Source organism: Pseudobdellovibrio sp. HCB154, from assembly GCF_046267985.1.
Classification (GTDB): Bacteria; Bdellovibrionota; Bdellovibrionia; order Bdellovibrionales; family Bdellovibrionaceae; genus Pseudobdellovibrio.
In genome coordinates this window covers 47,225-62,762 of the sequence record NZ_CP176530.1, presented here as the reverse complement: position 1 = coordinate 62,762, position 15,538 = coordinate 47,225, and the positions used below count along the sequence as shown (strand labels likewise).

Genomic DNA, 15,538 nt, shown 5'->3' with positions numbered 1-15,538 from the left:
TTAGAAATTTTTAGTTTTGTGCCCATCGAGTTAGCGTAATTGTTCGCGTGTTTTTATAAAACCCACCGGAGCTTTACCGCTCGCTAAAAATTCAAGAATTTTATCTGCCGACTGCTCTGGTGTAGATAGAGAAGAATCAATTGTTAAATCATAATGCGTCCACTGATGAACTATTGAATATTGTGCTTTCGCAGATCCAAGAGTTCTGTCTTTACGACCAAGCTCTCGCTGTTCAAGAATTTCTAACGGGCAGTGAATACCGATAAAATATGCGTGCTGATTATGAAAAAGATCAGCCAATTCAGAAACCCAATTTTTTTCAATGAGCACATGATCGGCTAAAATTAAATTTCCACGATTGATCATTGAAAGCATTGAATAGTGCATGCCACTCATTAAACGATTTCCTAATTCACCCGCGCTGGTGTGATCCCACACGTCTTTCCATAAAGGTTGTTTCATATATTGATCGGGAAGCATGTAAAGAAACTTATCTAACCCCATGGCTAAATACGGACTTTGCAGTTTTTGATGAAGGCATTGAATGATGCTACTTTTGCCCGCGCTAGTTGTTCCGTTAAGAAGGATAAGTTGAGGTTGTTCCATGAAGGCCTTTAGAAAAAGGTGTGTCGGAGACAGATCAAACAAGAAATGGCGGAGTGGGTGGGATTTGAACCCACGGTACCTGTTTTGCAAGTACGAGTCTTTAGCAAAGACTTGGTTTCAGCCACTCACCCACCACTCCGCGCGCAAGTTTTTAATGCTGAAATAATATAGAATATGAAAATGCCATAGCGTTTTTACCAAATCAAGGAATGACCGATACTTACACTTGATTTTGGACTAATAAATCGGTAGAACCGTATTTCACAATTAAATTTGCTTATATTACGACAGTGCGGTCGTAGCTCAGCTGGATAGAGTACTTGACTACGAATCAAGTGGTCGGAGGTTCGAATCCTCCCGTCCGCACCATTTTTTGCCTAATTAACAATCAGAATATTAAAATCTTAGAACTGTGAACCGAATTGGACCACCAATTCGCCGGTATTAATTTTCGAATAGGCCGAATCGGGGAGTTCACGCTGAACACCGTTGAATTCAACATCATTGTAGATTGTTGTACGCCCTAAAAATCTTAAAAATCCAACTGATCCCGGAAACTCAACTCCAATACCACCAGAGTACGCATACCCTTTTAAGACATCGCCTCTGCGAAATGGATTTACATGTTCGTTGTCTGTGTAAGTCATCTTGCCGTAAACGATCGGGTCGTAACCCGCATAGAAATAAACGACTTTTCCGAATGTAAAATAACCGCCGGCATAACCGCGAATCATTTGATAATCATACTCTGAAACTCCGGCGGCTGAACGGTGCTCGATAGCTTCTTCTTTCCAACCAAGATCAGTGCTGATGCCGATCGAAAAAATATCGGTACGCAAAGCGCCCTTAAGACCAAGGCTGAACCCCATATTGTAGAAGAAGTTCCAAGATTTTTTATGATCAACCGAACCATCCGTGGCATTAAAATCTGTTCCCCCAAATTGCGGAGAAAAATAAACCTCACCACCAAAACGAACGGCTTTCGCCGATAGCGGTAACATCACCCCCATAAACAGGGTCAAGCAGATCATAATTTGCACCTTTAGCATGCAACACCTCCAACTAAACACAATCTTGCATGACATTCGTGGCACACACAATGCGACCAAAGCTCAGAAAAACTTAAGCTTCCTAAATGCTCGCTTTTTACCTAGACTTAAAGGGTGGATAAAAAACTCATTTTTAAAATCAGCATCTTAGTTGTCGGTCTTGTAAGCATTTTTCTTTTTAAAGGTTATTTAAGTAAGAATTCTTCTTCTCATCAACCGGATATGGCTGAGATCACCAAGCAAGTAGCTTCATTTCAATGGTGTTCAGAGACAAAAGGCACAGTGAAATGGCAAGATGCTGAGTTTAAAGCTAAATATAAAAAGTGGACTGACTATGCTCTTCGCAAAAAGTTCTGCAAAGTTGATCTAGAGCCTTTATCAGAGGCAGAAATGAACAACGCGAACTGGCGCGATCTGGCCATGGCGATGGATTCTCAAGCAACAATCGTCAAATTAGAGTGGGATAAGGGGCTTCAGGTTTTTAGAGCTGCGGGTCTACCCTTTAAATCGAAAAAATTGAGTCGAGAGCTTCTTGACGAAGCCCACTGAATTAGTTAGTTTGGTGAGCACTGTTCAGATGTAGCTCAGTTGGTAGAGCAAGCGACTGTTAATCGCTTGGTCGCAGGTTCGAGTCCTGCCATCTGAGCCATTTATTTTTTAGTAAGTGGCTTAAACATTTTATTTTGAACATATAACCCTTGGAGAAATCCGAGGGTTTTTTATTTATAAAACTCAACTACGGTCCGATTAAAGTGGTATGAAGATTTAATATCTCCACAACTGCAACCTACTGCCAAATTGAAAAAGTAGATGTATCATAAAACTGAACTGTAATAGTCGGTAGGCTATTCTGGTTTCTCTGATAATTTACTTGTTCAAATTTTGCGTTAATTGCGTTTAAAGTTGCGTGATCTGGCTTATAAACACCTAGACAAACTTTACTTAAGCTTGATAATTCAATTGCCTCAATTAAGTGATCATCTTGATTTTTATCCAAGCCTACCCCAAAAGTATATAAAGTTCCTTCCAAGCTTTTAAAGTGATAATACGCATGACGGAGAATTTTTTCATTTAAGATTTTCTTCTTCTTGGTATGAGAATCGCCTTCGGCAATTGTAACTGGATAAAATTTCTTATTTAACTTTTCTTGAATTTGATCAACCAGATAATCATTTTTGCGAGTGTTCTCAATCTTAATGTAGTCGTATTCGGATATATCCTCTAGATCCATCGTATTTTCTGAATTCCACAAAATTTTATACAAATGAAGACCACCATGCAGGTGAAAAAGGTTTTGGCCCTCTCCACTCCAGACCAGTGGTCCTGTTTTCGGCGGTACGCGAGAGAATCCATCTTGAAATTTAGAAAGTAGTTTTGCCCTATTGATTGTCCAATAAAGAAGAAGATCGTAATTAAGTGTAAAAACCGATTTAAATCTCCGCAGAAAATCACCGCACTTCTCGTAGTTAGTGTCTGTTATTCCATCCCAAGGATGCGCTGGATGGCTTGCTCCAATGGCGGCAATTAGTTCTTGTTTTAAAATTTCGCTATCAGAACTCATCGCGCCTGAGGTTAATCCGTATTCTTCTGATATAGGTTCCGCAGCGAGAAGTCTTTTTATTGCCTCTTCAAAATCATTAGATCCTATGTGTGAAAATATATTATTTATTTTAGAACCGATAGAGAAGCTACTAGAGTTTAAATTATTTTTTAAGGCAGAATACGAAAATATATTTTGACATAATGAAGAGCTGAATCCGTTGCCGACTAGCAAATGATTCGGCCTGACCGAAAACCTCACTGGCTTGACGTCATCATAATTATAAACAGAAAAATTTCCAAATTGTTCTGGCATATAAAACCTTTCTACTTCCACTTATTATTTAAATGATCCCATTCGCCACCCCAAGTTAAGGTGTTGCGGTTCTCTCTGATGTCTAAAATCACAGAAGATTTAATAAAATATGATAGTCCCGCATGTGACCCATGATTATTTGGAGCTCCACTATCTAGCTCCTCTGCTTCCAAATGCCAGGTAAGAACTCCTTTGGTCGTCTGAATTGCAAAGTGACCCGTCATAACGCCAATAAAAATCAAAAGCCCTTCAAGACCTTGATAAAAAACAGGGCTCCCACTAGACCCAGAAAAAGACATCCCAGAAACTAAAACTCTTCGCGCGTTCGGTTGATTTTTTGCAGAGTAATCAAAATGGGCATCGCTTGATACAACGGCTTCTCTTAATATCGGTAGAGAATTTCGATGGTCCCACATATGACCTGGGAATCCGATAAAGAAGAGCCGGCCACCTAGAGGTAGTCTATCAATTGAAGTATCACCACTAACTCGATTCTCCCAAAAGTTACCGCGCATATAGACAGGACCTGCTGGGTTGTCGATCTTTTTATATTTAAATTCTATCAAAGCAATATCATTATATGGATTAGGATCAATCCATATTAAGGCATCCGGTTCAATTTCAACCCTACATACAATTGGCTCATCACCATTTCTCCATCTCAAATGGACAATAATTTTAGTGAGTCTAAGATCATCTGGGTTATCACCCCCAAAAGCGTAATAATCAACGTTATGCCTATTAGTAACTAGAAAAGATTGACCGCTTGGAACATTTTTACCAGGAGCCATGGCAGACATCACAAAGGAAGTTCCGCGACATCTCTTTGGTTGGATATTTTTGCCACTACTATACTCGAACTCTGTTAACAAAATGCTCTCTAAGAGTTGTTCATTCTGAGTGGTGTGTGACAATCGACCCATTCAATCTCCATAATTACGACAAGAGATTCACAAGTTTACTATATGTGTATCCATTGGGAATATTATTTAAATAACTCATAATTTGCTCTTCAGACTTGCTGATCTCTACCATAAAGTTGTGCTCTTGCTGTTTGTACTCAGCAAGAGTTTTCGCTCTTGGATCGTCTTCAATCAAACGTTGAATTGCCAGTTCGCCAGCAGCATTCATTTCACGATAATAACTGTACTCACTTGAACCGTGTTCTTGGAATTTATAATCAAGAATTAGCACAGGGCCAAAAATATCACCAAAGTTTGGCTTGGCAACAGCGAGGTCTATCTTTTTATCTTCATATTCAAGCCAACCATGCGAATATAGAATATCATCCGTACCATCGTTAACAAATCCAATAACGGCAGTTGTTTCAATTCCATATTTTTTACGAAGGATCATCTTAAGAAAATAAGTCATGTGATAGCAGGCCCCTTTAAGGTTATGTTCACAAATAACTCGTTCATATGTTTTTTTAGATAGATCGAAAACAATCTGTTCCTCTTTCGATAAAGATAAAACAAATTTTTCTAATTCTTTTTTTCGATGCTTTGCCTGACCCATTTAAACCAGTCGCAAATTCGCGGCTGGAGTTTTTGTTGAGCCACTTGCGCGTCCACCAGGAATAGCCGTCATTAGCAAACCAAACATCAGAGAACTTAACTCATCAGTGTGTATGTTAAGGTCGCGAGAAAGATCATTTCGATTTATGCCCGCATCTTTTAAAGCAGAAAAAATCTTAGGGAAGATTTGCGGAATTTCTTGAGTGATTCCATTAGGCTCTGCTTTGCGATAACCACGCTCTGAAATTTCAATACAGAATTTTCTATATAACCATTCTGACAACATTCCTGTCGAATGAAGCCTGTGGTTAAGAGCTGCAACCGAAACATTCCAGTTTCTTTTTATTTTTATCATTTGTTCAAGGGTAATGAATCGATTCCCTAAGGCGACAACACTAGCTTTCGGCATCAGGAATGCTGAAGCAAATCGATCTGCTTCTAACTCTGCATCACGTCCTTGTGGCTTACCATGTTGGTGTAAAACTAAATGGGCCAGCTCATGGGCCGCATCAAATCGACTACGCTCAGCAGATTTAGTTACATTTAGCAAAACAAACGGAACATTGCTTCTCCAAAAACAAAACGCATCAACTTCAGCATCACGAGAAGGGAGTGAGAAAACTCGAACACCGCGAGATTCGAGTAAATGAATCATGTTTTTTATTGGACCCTGTCCAAGACCCCACTCGGCGCGTAAAGCCTCTGCAGCAGATTCAGGATCGTGACCACGAAGATCTGGTAAAGATGCTTGCGGTAAATTAAATCGCGCTGTCATCCACTCGTTGATTAAAGTAGCTAGTTCTCCCGCAGCAAGCGCAGAATCTCTTTTAAAAGCGGGCAGTGTTGTAAGTGCTCTAAAACTTGCACTCTGAGGTGCGACTTCAGGAATATCTACACCGAAAAAGAATCCTTCTGGGAAGTTCAATTCTTTTACAAGAAGCTTAAGAGTTTCTTCTGAAGGTTTTGCATCACCTTTTTCATACGACAATAAAATACGATCACTTATTCCAATAGCTTCAGATAAGTGCTTCTTTGAAAGCCCGCGTCTTTTTCTGGCCAAAACCAGTCTTGTTGAATTAAACATTTCTCTCTTATGTTAAAACTTTCGAGTAACTTCGACAACAATATCGTCAACTTCCTCAATTGTATTATCAATCTTCACCGCATCATCATCAAGAGTAATTGGTGCAAAAAGTATGCGTTCCTTCCACTCTGCAACTTGACCATTTTCACTAAGTCCAGATGGAAGCGAAAGTTCAAATCTAATTTCATCCGCCAAACGACGAATAACTAAGTACCATGTTAAAATTGTTCCGCTTGGTTTTTTAAACAATCTTGGACCAAGAATTTCTTCGTCAAAACCAAGTTGTGTATGATTTACTTCAACTAATGCAGCAGTTGCTGATCCCTTTGAATATTTAGATCTTAGTTCTCTAGTTTCAATCCCAGTTCCTTCGTCGCCAGTAGTAACCGCAATCGAAATCATTCCTTTAGGATGAACCACTGTTGGAAGTCCACCGGTATCGTGTTTTGTCCACTTTTCAGGAATTAAACGATCGCGCAGTAACTTTACTGTATCTGACCAACCTACAAATCCCGGCGTCATGCGCGGATGATTTGCCGTACATCCCAATCTTGCTCTTTCGCCGGCCTCAACCGCAGAGCGGAGTATTTCTTCACTAACCCCCAACTCATGCAGACGACTGTTAACTTCAATTGGTTTCGTGATTAAAACTGTATTCACTAAGCCTCCTATATATAGACTTCGCTTTATTCAATCTCATTTGAGGTCGAAAAAACCGAACTGTCAACACCTGTTGATTTAATTTTTCATGACTAAGTGAATAAAATACTGCGATTTGGGCCAAAGGCCCCCAAGAAGTCTAGCTGTTTGAAATTGACCGAATCAAGAGGCGTAGAATATGATGATATTCGGTTTTTAGGCATAAACCAGCCGCTTGCCAGTAGCGAAGCTGATTACAGCAATGTCTCAAGTTACTAATGATTGAACTCTTTAACCTAATGATCTTCGGTTGGAGTTGGCGGGCAAGTGACAATGGTCCACAGAAGAGAACGAGGTTTAAGATGTCGTCATCAAATGATGGCCATTCGGTCGCTTATGTAAAGCGCAATGCCAAAAAAATTAAAAAAGAAAAAAACATTTCTCATCACGAAGCTTTAGATTTAGCTGCTATTGAAGCTGGTGCTTCAAACTGGAAGCATTTTCTAAGAGTTAATGTCGAGTCTACCAAACCAACGATTACTGCTGTTGTTAACAAACTGCCTGACCCACTTACTATTACATTCTATTTGTTAGGTAAGTGCGTAAGACCAAATGCCAAAATGCCGATTGAAGCTCATAAACAAGTCGGCACCTTGCTGGGTGAAGTTCTTGCGTTCACGCATTTACGCAAAAGCGTTCATAAACTTGTTGGTTCGGTTTGTTCTGAGTTGGATGACTGGGTTCAAAATGAATATAAGACAAAACAAGACATGTCTGACGAAGATTTTCGTGACATGTATTATCCCCACAAAGCAGATATTCAGCTTAAAAAAAGTATTACTGATGCTGATGCCAATCTTCTTGTTGAAAAGCTTGAATCAGTAAAAAACATTTTACTGAAATTTTACCATGATTGCGTACCTCGCGAAACAATTTTAGTGAAGCTGGATCAAGCCGCTTTAGGATTATATAAGTGGGCGGGTGTTCCCCAAGTAACTAAAGAACTGAAGCGCGGCACCGTTATTCATGTAAAGCCGTTTGGGTTTGACGCTGTTGTTCTTGAAGAAAATCTGATGAATCAAACCGTAAAATTTTATTCAGACAGCGGACATGGCATGTGCGCTCGTCATGAAATCAAAGTCTATCGCCAGCAACCACGCTCGGCTGAGCAACCTATGCGTCGCGTACTTCCTTACGGTTTGTGGACTTGTGAAGACGGTTCTCAGGTTTTATATAATCGTGACTACAAACCTATTTGGGTAAAGTTAACGAATGGGACTGTTACAGCACTTGAGACAAATACTTGGGTTACTTACAAAGAAAATGAGTACTTCTTTAACGACTCAAACCCTCCGTGGATCAATAAAAAGACCCTTGCAAAATGTCAGGGTATTTTACAAAACTGGGGAGTTTTCGAAAAGATTCCTGCGGCTTTAACTGATTACTACGAAATGGTAAGAACTGGTATTGAGCCTAAAAAACCTAGCGTTAAGTTCCCAACGCCTTAATTGCAAATGGGCCCTTTAAAGTAGGGCCCGTTTTAAGTACGCTAACTATAACTTACTACCACAGTCTGACTAGACACGCTCAACAGCCCAATTACTGTGATCGTGTTTTCATTGCGAAGTTCTAACCTGCAACCATTCGCTTCAATCACACCCAAATGCTCTTTCGGACAGTCAAACGCCATCACTCCCGGTATTATTTTACCTGGAATCCTTTCGGCTTGAGCACCACTTCTACTGATACCGGGTCCTGACACTGTATATTCTTGGTAAGACTCAACGCTAACCGTAGCATAAACCTCACAAAGAAAACGACCATTACAATAAAGATCTTTTTTCATAAGATACCTCTTTCTTTCTGTATTGTATTTACCGATTTACAGTTTTGGATTTTGCGAAAATCGTTCTTTTTTATAATTTTAAACACCGTAGGCCTTTGCCAGCCTTCAGCCCCATTCTTTGTCGGTACATTTCGATCATTCAGCCAATCGGCAACCGCACTATAAGTAGCACCAGAACTGTGAAGCTTTAGAATTTTTTGAATAACCTTTAACTCGGTTTTGTGTGGGACAATCTTCCCGTAAATCAACCGTTCGCCGTAAGCCAACTGACCTTTGCTTAACTTTCGAGCTTCATCTTCTGGACGAGTGGGGATTTTAAATCGACGAATAGCTTCTTTAACCGTCGATCTGGCGGAACTAATTTCAGCAGCAATCTGACGAGTTTAGAGCCTGTTTTAATAGGTATCGGTTACGGAGGAACTCTTCGTTTTCATACAGGGGAGTGACCTGAACCGTTGAAATCATTGAGAAATCCTTGGCGGAAGCTACCAAGGTAATGGGCGAAGGCTGGTGAGCCATTTTATTTAGGTTCGAACATATAACCCTTGGAGAAATCCGAGGGTTTTTTTTTGCTTTTTTAGTAACGCGTTTTTGGCTGGGCTGTGCCTGAAGCGGCTTGTGGTGGGCGAGGGAACTTATCTGTTTGTAACGCTTTTCCGCGGGCGCGTGAACCTATCCAACTGTGTTTGTCTGATGGATCATTTTGCCCTCTTCTTTCAGACACACCTTCTGCAGAAGTATTTGGTGTTGTTGGTTTTTTATCTTTATCCGCAGCAAAACTTTCTGAAGAGGTTTTTAAATCTGTATCTCCAGTTGTCGCTGTACCCGAGGCTGGCTTTGATCCCATACCCATCATCACCAGTACTGAAAAAAGTAAGCCAACCATCGGTTTTTTTATTTGTGTTTTCATTGATCCTCCTCAAGTTTGATATTTCAAAACAAAGGAGGATCAAAGCAAGATGCCGACCAACTTAATTACGGCCCAACTGTAATACTCATATTATAAAAGCTTGAAGGCGCAATCCAATCACCTGCGGGACCAAAACTTGCGGCCGCCACTGAAGATCCACCAGTGACTGCACTACAATCTGAATTCCAGTTGGCAGCGCCATTACTAGCTTCAACACATACCGAATTGGGATAACTGGCTGGCGTTTCTGTACCGATTTGTCCGCCACCATCACAGATACCAACATACTCATTACAAATATCACTTAACGGGTGCGAAGTAATGGCATTTGCTGCACGTGTGCGCTTAACCATGTAGACATTCATTTTTGCAGCCGTGTTGTCTCCAACAAAGTCTGAAAACATATTTAATCCGTTAGCATCTGATGGTGTTGTTGCACATGTCGGATCTGGAGAAAACTCTGCCCAGCGCGGGTGATAAAGCATCGCTTTACCTTTCCACAGTCCGCTACCTTTAGACATAGCAATACGGATATTTTGCGGAGCGCGCACGTCATCTGGGTTACACTCAGAATCAAGCATTGTTGAAGTCATGCTCCATGTATCTGCATCGGTATAATCAATAATCGACTGATACGAGCCTTGTGTCGGTGCACCATCTTCCGGAGGAAAGTTGGCAAAGTTAAGTTCTAAAGTATAACTGTTGTTTGCGACTAAAACATAAACAGCAATATTTGAGTTCGAAGCATTACGTATCGTGATTGACCAATTTAGCGAATCAGTTTTGCTGTATTCTAAAATCATTCCATCTTCATTAACTGTTCCAGAAGCACCCTCTTCAAGTTGTCCTAATTGCGCACCTACACCTGAAACAATCGACGCCACCATATCAAGCTGTTGTTTTGAAACCGCTAAATAAAGTTTTAATAAATTAGGTTGGCAATCCACCAAACCGTTCGTGCCTTGGCACGGATTACCGTTCATCGCACCAACACTGCTGCCACCCAGGTCTGCGTTTAACGATTCCGGTGTAAAATCACTGCTGACCGCACTGATTTTTGCAACAGCTTCAGAGGTAAAATTACTTCCAGAGCCTTGGCTTTCTTCTTTTTTTGTACAAGATGCAAAAATTAAACAAACAATCATAACTAGCTTTTTCATATTCAAACTCCTTTAAAAATTTTTATTTTCCACCAATAGATAAGCCACCTGGCTTGATCCAACTTGGTAGTCCGCTGATAATTAAACCCACGCTGACATATGGGCCGCTTAAATCAATCTCGTTAATATTTTGTCCGATAGCTCCTTCGTGTTTAAGATTATCCAGTTTGAAATTTTCGTAACCACCTTCAACGAACATCTTAAATGAAGAACCACCAAAACCTGTTGAAGCACCGGCACGCTGATAGAAATGTGAGTTCTTATCCCATTTTGCATTTCCCATTGTAGTTCTTAGTTCGACCGTGTTGTTTGAGAGTCCTAGTTCACCGAAAACATCGAAGAAAAAATTTTCTTTATTCACCAACATCACACGCCCGGTTAAGCCCGCCGAATATTGCTGAACCGATAAATATTCAGTCGCCGGAAACGGCGCTTCTTTTTTATTTGAACCGTTAAACACACCTTTAATTTTTGTTCCGGCTTTAAACCAAGAAGAAAGTTCGGCATCAACTTCTAAACCAAATCCAGTAACCTTTTTTAATTCTTCAATTTGCTCAGCCTGCATCAGTGCACCTAGGTTTTCATCTTTGTTCGCAAAAGTCGTGTCTGATAAGAAAAATCTAACTTCAGACCATTTTAAGTTAAACTCTTTCGCGTGAGCTGGAATATTCATAAAAAGTACATTTAGAAAAACATTTATCGTCATCAGTGTTTTCATTTTATGCTCCTCGATCTTACAAGCAAAAAGCTCCGGTCGTTAAACCGGAGCTGGGGTGGGGGGACGCTTTGGCGAATTACTGGCACACTACCGTTTGTAAAGTTAGATCTTGATTTTCATCACCTTGGATACACATACCCGCCGTAGCATTGACGTTTGATAAGAAGTCTTGTGTACCAACATATTGAAAGTTACCTGCTAAAATTTTTGCCTGATCAGAATCTTTAGCAAAGTAAGCTTCTGTACCTTGAGCAATTGAAGCTGTAATCGTACCTTGTTCAGAGAACAGTGGGTTAGATACTGCTGTTAATTGACCATCGATAGCTGACAAGAATTTTAATCCTACATGGCCACCTTGGTACGAAGTCACTTGCGCATCAACTTGACCATTCACAGTTAACTGAGCCATTGATTGACCGTCGGCTTTAGCACTTACTGTTGATGCAGCTAATTTAACACCTGAAAGTTCAATCATCGACATCGCATTATTTAAAGTTGCTAAACCACTACCGCCTGGAAAAGATAACGATACCGCGTGGTTAATGTTGTCATGATCGTGTACAGGAAAAATGGCTTCAACAGCTGGAATATTTACTTGTAATGAAGCTACACCCATCGCAGGAAAAGCTGAAACTGTTGCTGCATTTTGGCCAGCTTCAATCGCGATATCATAACTTTGCATTTCGCTATTCACACCCTGAATACGAATTTTTTGATTCACCGTTAAATCAACAACCGTTGCACCTAGTTTTTGCGCAACTGTTAATGAAACATTACCAGAAGCCGATGATGGCAACTCCATTGATTCTTCCTGGTGGGCAACGATAATTTCGTCAGCTTTTGTTAAAGCCGCTAATAGTGCCGACAAATCGACTTGCGCTGAAAGTAACTCTGGCGTGTAAACAAAACCAAAAGCTTTGATATTCGCTAAGTAAATTTCAACATACCCAGATGTAGCGTCTTGCTCTACTTGTGCTAATTTGATTTTTGAAAAAATATCTTGGCAAGTTTCTGGGTTATTTTTCGCTAAAATTTCACTGCAGATACGTGTGTCTGGCGAATATACCGTGGCACCGTTATCACTTTGTTCGTTGGCTAATAAATAATCAACAGCTTGCTTAACTTCGTTTTCAGTTTCCATCGAAATTTTTTCGGGTGGATTTTCCAGATCTAAATTTTTTAGAAATTGGCTATCAACGATAACATTGTTAAAACTATCAACTAAACCTTGTGCTTGAGTTTCTAAAGCTTTGATTAAAGCTGCGCGGCCTGAAGGTTGAGCAATTGGTGTGACTTCAACTTGTTCTTCTTTACAACCTGTTGTCGCAAGAACTAAAGCACCACATGCGATCGATTTTAAAATATTTTTATTCATAACATCTCCTTTTGTTAGTGTTTGGATAAACGCTGATACAAAGAGATATTGCTATTTAGTGACCAACACCGAAGTGTTGAAATCATTGGGGAAAATTAAATATTAGGGTGCTGAAAATTCAGCGCTGCAGAGTTTTCAGCAGTGAAAAGCTGCTTAAAACTCAATGGGTTGTCTTGAAATGATACGTTTTAAGATAGCCGGGTCGAAGTAATAAGATACGCCTAATGTCTTTAGTGTCGAATCTGACTGAATACTGTTTTGCGAGCGAAACACACGATGATCGATCGAAATGAAAAAACCGAAGTTTTTATACTGGAGTGGCTCCCAACGTACAAAATACCCACCTTGATTAAACCAAGTGTCTGCAGAAGTTTCATTGTATCCATCAAGCCAAACTGTCGCATAAGTTGATTTGCGATGATAATTTATTAAAGACGCATGTAAACCCAGAGTTACACGGCGATAATTTATATCACCAGAATTTGTTTGAAACGGGTTGTAGCCGAATTTATATTTGAATTCTAAAATCCGCTGCTCAATATTATCAGCCCACGGTGTATCTGCTCCAACAACATATTCTGTGTGCGCCACGCCCGCAAAAACTTCGTGACTATAATTTTTTTTATTTAACACGCGCGAACTTACACCTAGAGTTGCCGGCCTGTTGTTGCCTTGTAGCGGTGGATCGCCCAGAGATAACGACCAGCTGGTCATAGTGAGCAAGTCGTCTTTGTATTTGCTAAAATCTAAATTGTAAATTCGCCCAATATTTTCTTCAGACAAAAGCTCAAGCGTGTGAGGTGTTTCAATCCAGTTTAAAGTGGATGGCACTTTAATCGTGGGGTTTTTAACATCGATATCTTCACCATCATATTTGGCTTTTTTAGTTTTATCATTAAACTGCATAACAAATTCTGTGTGCAGCAATTCCATTTTCGTTACAGCCGGGTAAGAAAAATCTAAGATAGGAACAAGAACGTTCTTATTTGTTTTCCATTGCAGTAAAACTTGATCACCCTCAACAACTTCATAAAAAGTTTGTAACCCGCCGGTGTCAGTGGTTTTGACTTCGCTATTGTTAATGACTAGCGCTGAATAGTTCGCATTTTTTTGCGGAAGCTCCGAACCATTAATACTGATCGACGGCGGATTTAACACACCTGAAATAATCGTTTTCTTTTTTTCAGCAGCATCGGTTAAATCAATATATTTTGCGTAGGCCAAAGACCCACACAAAAGACTTGTAAAAAAGATCCATGCTTTAAGCAGATTTCTTTTTTGAAAGCTGATGTTTTTTAATTTTGTATTGGAGTGTGCCACGATTCAACCCAAGTAATTCTGCTGCCTGAACTTGATTTTCTCCTACGATTTCAAAAGCGCGCTGTAAAACTTCAGCTTCGATATGATCTAAATAATCTTCAACGGCCATGCCGGGCTTCCAAGACGGTGGTTGAAATTCATTATTGCTGTTAGATGGTGTAATTTGAGGTGTAACTACTTCTGCCGTATTGCGATTAACGATCTCGGCTGGCAACTGCGCCACATCAACGCGACCATTTTGCGGTGTTAATACAATTAGGCGTTCAAGAACATTTTTTAATTCGCGAATATTTCCCGGATAGTGATATTGCTCTAAAACTGTTTTTGCTGCCGGAGATAACGAGGATTTCATTCCTAAATCTTCGCAAATATAATTCCAGAAATGATTAATTAATAATGGAATATCTTCTTTACGGTCGCAAAGGGGAGTCATTTGATATTGCAAAACGTTTAAACGAAAATAAAGATCTTCGCGAAATAAACCTTTATCAACCAAATCTTTTAAATTGCGGTGAGTGGCAGCCACAACACGCGCCTGGCTTTTGATCACGCGAGTGCCACCAACACGGCAGAATTCCTTTTCTTGAAGAACACGAAGCAGTTTTGCTTGTAAATTTAATTGCAATTCACCAATTTCATCTAAAAAAATTGTACCACCAGCGGCTAATTCAAATTTACCTGGCTTTGAAGATACGGCTCCTGTAAAAGCCCCTTTTTCATGGCCGAATAATTCTGATTCAAGCAAATTTTCACTTAAACTTGCGCAGTTAACAGCTACAAAAGGACTATTGTTATCTTGATTAGCTTCATGAATTGCTTTCGCGACAACTTCTTTACCTGTACCACTTGGGCCAAGTAATAAAACTGGAGAATTCACTGGCGCTACTTTTTCAATAAATTTTTTTGTTTCAACTAAAAATTGTGATTCGCCTACAAGTTTAGTTTTACTTTTTTCAGATGAGCTTAAAATCTTTTTGGCATTCCACGCACGCAATTCGATAATGCGATTAATACGGTGAAAAACTTCTGCGAATTCAATAGGTTTAGATAAATAATCATCGGCGCCAGCATGAATAGCGGCAACAGCCCCTTCGATGCTTCCTTGAGCGGTCATTAAAATAAAGGATGTGAGCGGCGAAAGCTCACGAATTTTCGCTAACAAACCTAGGCCATCAAGTTTTGGCATTTTTAAATCGCTTAAAACAATTTCAAAGGATTTTTCTTGAATAAGTTTTAAAGCCTGTTCGCCATCTTCAGCCGTTTCAACATCATAGGATTCTTGCAATAGCTCTTTTAAGCTATTTCGCAATCCTACTTCATCATCTACTATAAGAATTTTCATAAGTTACGTCTCGGCTAGTGACACCATTTGATCAAGTCTTGCCTTATGTATTAGGCCACGACGATAAGCCAGTTTTTAAATTAACTGGACTAAATGATGGATGCTTAAAATGCTAAG

General features: G+C 39.9%; 17 protein-coding genes and 3 tRNA genes. 4 read left to right on the top strand and 16 right to left on the bottom strand.

The window, feature by feature from the left end; genetic code table 11:
- Positions 1 to 30: 30 nt before the first annotated feature.
- Both ACKWCF_RS00335 and ACKWCF_RS00330 read right to left on the bottom strand, forming a co-directional pair.
- A complete protein-coding gene (locus ACKWCF_RS00335; protein WP_409478698.1) occupies positions 31 to 606 on the bottom strand; it encodes a chloramphenicol phosphotransferase CPT family protein in 576 nt (191 codons plus the stop codon).
- 46 nt (positions 607 to 652) lie between these two features.
- Positions 653 to 745 (bottom strand) — tRNA-Ser (locus tag ACKWCF_RS00330).
- 153 nt (positions 746 to 898) lie between these two features.
- Between ACKWCF_RS00330 and ACKWCF_RS00325 the strand changes: the two genes are divergently transcribed.
- Positions 899 to 975, top strand: a tRNA-Arg gene (locus ACKWCF_RS00325).
- Between the two features lie 35 nt (positions 976 to 1,010).
- Here the strand turns inward: ACKWCF_RS00325 and ACKWCF_RS00320 are convergent.
- A complete protein-coding gene (locus ACKWCF_RS00320) occupies positions 1,011 to 1,655 on the bottom strand; it encodes a hypothetical protein (RefSeq protein ID WP_409478697.1) in 645 nt (214 codons plus the stop codon).
- 114 nt (positions 1,656 to 1,769) lie between these two features.
- Here ACKWCF_RS00320 and ACKWCF_RS00315 point away from each other — a divergent pair, with 114 nt between their 5' ends.
- Together ACKWCF_RS00315 and ACKWCF_RS00310 are read left to right on the top strand one after the other, a co-directional pair.
- Entirely contained in the window at positions 1,770 to 2,204 is a 435-nt protein-coding gene (locus ACKWCF_RS00315) for a hypothetical protein (RefSeq protein ID WP_409478696.1), read from the top strand.
- A gap of 24 nt (positions 2,205 to 2,228) precedes the next feature.
- Positions 2,229 to 2,304: transfer RNA gene (locus ACKWCF_RS00310), tRNA-Asn, on the top strand.
- Between the two features lie 138 nt (positions 2,305 to 2,442).
- Here the strand turns inward: ACKWCF_RS00310 and ACKWCF_RS00305 are convergent.
- The 5 genes from ACKWCF_RS00305 to ACKWCF_RS00285 are packed head-to-tail and all read right to left on the bottom strand — an operon-like array spanning position 2,443 to position 6,771.
- Complete coding sequence (locus tag ACKWCF_RS00305) at positions 2,443 to 3,510, bottom strand: DUF4917 family protein (RefSeq protein WP_409478695.1); 1,068 nt, start codon at positions 3,508 to 3,510, stop codon at positions 2,443 to 2,445.
- 11 nt (positions 3,511 to 3,521) lie between these two features.
- Entirely contained in the window at positions 3,522 to 4,433 is a 912-nt protein-coding gene (locus ACKWCF_RS00300) for a hypothetical protein (protein WP_409478694.1), read from the bottom strand.
- Positions 4,434 to 4,446: 13 nt separating this feature from the next.
- Positions 4,447 to 5,028, bottom strand: coding sequence for a hypothetical protein (locus ACKWCF_RS00295; RefSeq protein WP_409478693.1), 582 nt, complete (start codon positions 5,026 to 5,028; stop codon positions 4,447 to 4,449).
- The gene (locus tag ACKWCF_RS00290) at positions 5,029 to 6,111 is read right to left on the bottom strand and encodes an ImmA/IrrE family metallo-endopeptidase (RefSeq protein ID WP_409478692.1); all 1,083 of its coding nucleotides are present in this window, start codon (positions 6,109 to 6,111) and stop codon (positions 5,029 to 5,031) included. It abuts the gene before it with no gap.
- 12 nt (positions 6,112 to 6,123) lie between these two features.
- A complete protein-coding gene (locus ACKWCF_RS00285; RefSeq protein WP_409478691.1) occupies positions 6,124 to 6,771 on the bottom strand; it encodes a hypothetical protein in 648 nt (215 codons plus the stop codon).
- Between the two features lie 341 nt (positions 6,772 to 7,112).
- Between ACKWCF_RS00285 and ACKWCF_RS00280 the strand changes: the two genes are divergently transcribed.
- Positions 7,113 to 8,258, top strand: coding sequence for a DUF5623 domain-containing protein (locus ACKWCF_RS00280; protein ID WP_409478690.1), 1,146 nt, complete (start codon positions 7,113 to 7,115; stop codon positions 8,256 to 8,258).
- Positions 8,259 to 8,299: 41 nt separating this feature from the next.
- Here the strand turns inward: ACKWCF_RS00280 and ACKWCF_RS00275 are convergent, their stop codons facing one another.
- The 8 genes from ACKWCF_RS00275 to ACKWCF_RS00240 form a co-directional block, all read right to left on the bottom strand.
- Positions 8,300 to 8,596: a hypothetical protein gene (locus ACKWCF_RS00275; RefSeq protein WP_409478689.1), complete on the bottom strand. Its 297-nt coding sequence runs from the start codon at positions 8,594 to 8,596 to the stop codon at positions 8,300 to 8,302.
- Positions 8,593 to 8,844: a recombinase family protein gene (locus ACKWCF_RS00270; RefSeq protein ID WP_409480272.1), complete on the bottom strand. Its 252-nt coding sequence runs from the start codon at positions 8,842 to 8,844 to the stop codon at positions 8,593 to 8,595. The genes ACKWCF_RS00275 and ACKWCF_RS00270 overlap by 4 nt, the downstream gene beginning before the upstream one ends.
- A gap of 329 nt (positions 8,845 to 9,173) precedes the next feature.
- Positions 9,174 to 9,506, bottom strand: a complete 333-nt coding sequence (locus ACKWCF_RS00265) for a hypothetical protein (RefSeq protein ID WP_409478688.1) — start codon at positions 9,504 to 9,506, stop codon at positions 9,174 to 9,176.
- A gap of 65 nt (positions 9,507 to 9,571) precedes the next feature.
- Positions 9,572 to 10,666, bottom strand: a complete 1,095-nt coding sequence (locus ACKWCF_RS00260) for a hypothetical protein (RefSeq protein WP_409478687.1) — start codon at positions 10,664 to 10,666, stop codon at positions 9,572 to 9,574.
- Positions 10,667 to 10,688: 22 nt separating this feature from the next.
- The gene (locus ACKWCF_RS00255) at positions 10,689 to 11,384 is read right to left on the bottom strand and encodes a hypothetical protein (RefSeq protein WP_409478686.1); all 696 of its coding nucleotides are present in this window, start codon (positions 11,382 to 11,384) and stop codon (positions 10,689 to 10,691) included.
- 76 nt (positions 11,385 to 11,460) lie between these two features.
- A complete protein-coding gene (locus ACKWCF_RS00250) occupies positions 11,461 to 12,759 on the bottom strand; it encodes a hypothetical protein (RefSeq protein WP_409478685.1) in 1,299 nt (432 codons plus the stop codon).
- A gap of 153 nt (positions 12,760 to 12,912) precedes the next feature.
- The gene (locus ACKWCF_RS00245) at positions 12,913 to 13,983 is read right to left on the bottom strand and encodes a hypothetical protein (RefSeq protein WP_409478684.1); all 1,071 of its coding nucleotides are present in this window, start codon (positions 13,981 to 13,983) and stop codon (positions 12,913 to 12,915) included.
- A gap of 37 nt (positions 13,984 to 14,020) precedes the next feature.
- On the bottom strand, positions 14,021 to 15,421 hold the full coding sequence (locus ACKWCF_RS00240; RefSeq protein ID WP_409478683.1) for a sigma-54-dependent transcriptional regulator: 1,401 nt from the start codon (positions 15,419 to 15,421) through the stop codon (positions 14,021 to 14,023).
- Positions 15,422 to 15,538 lie beyond the last annotated feature (117 nt).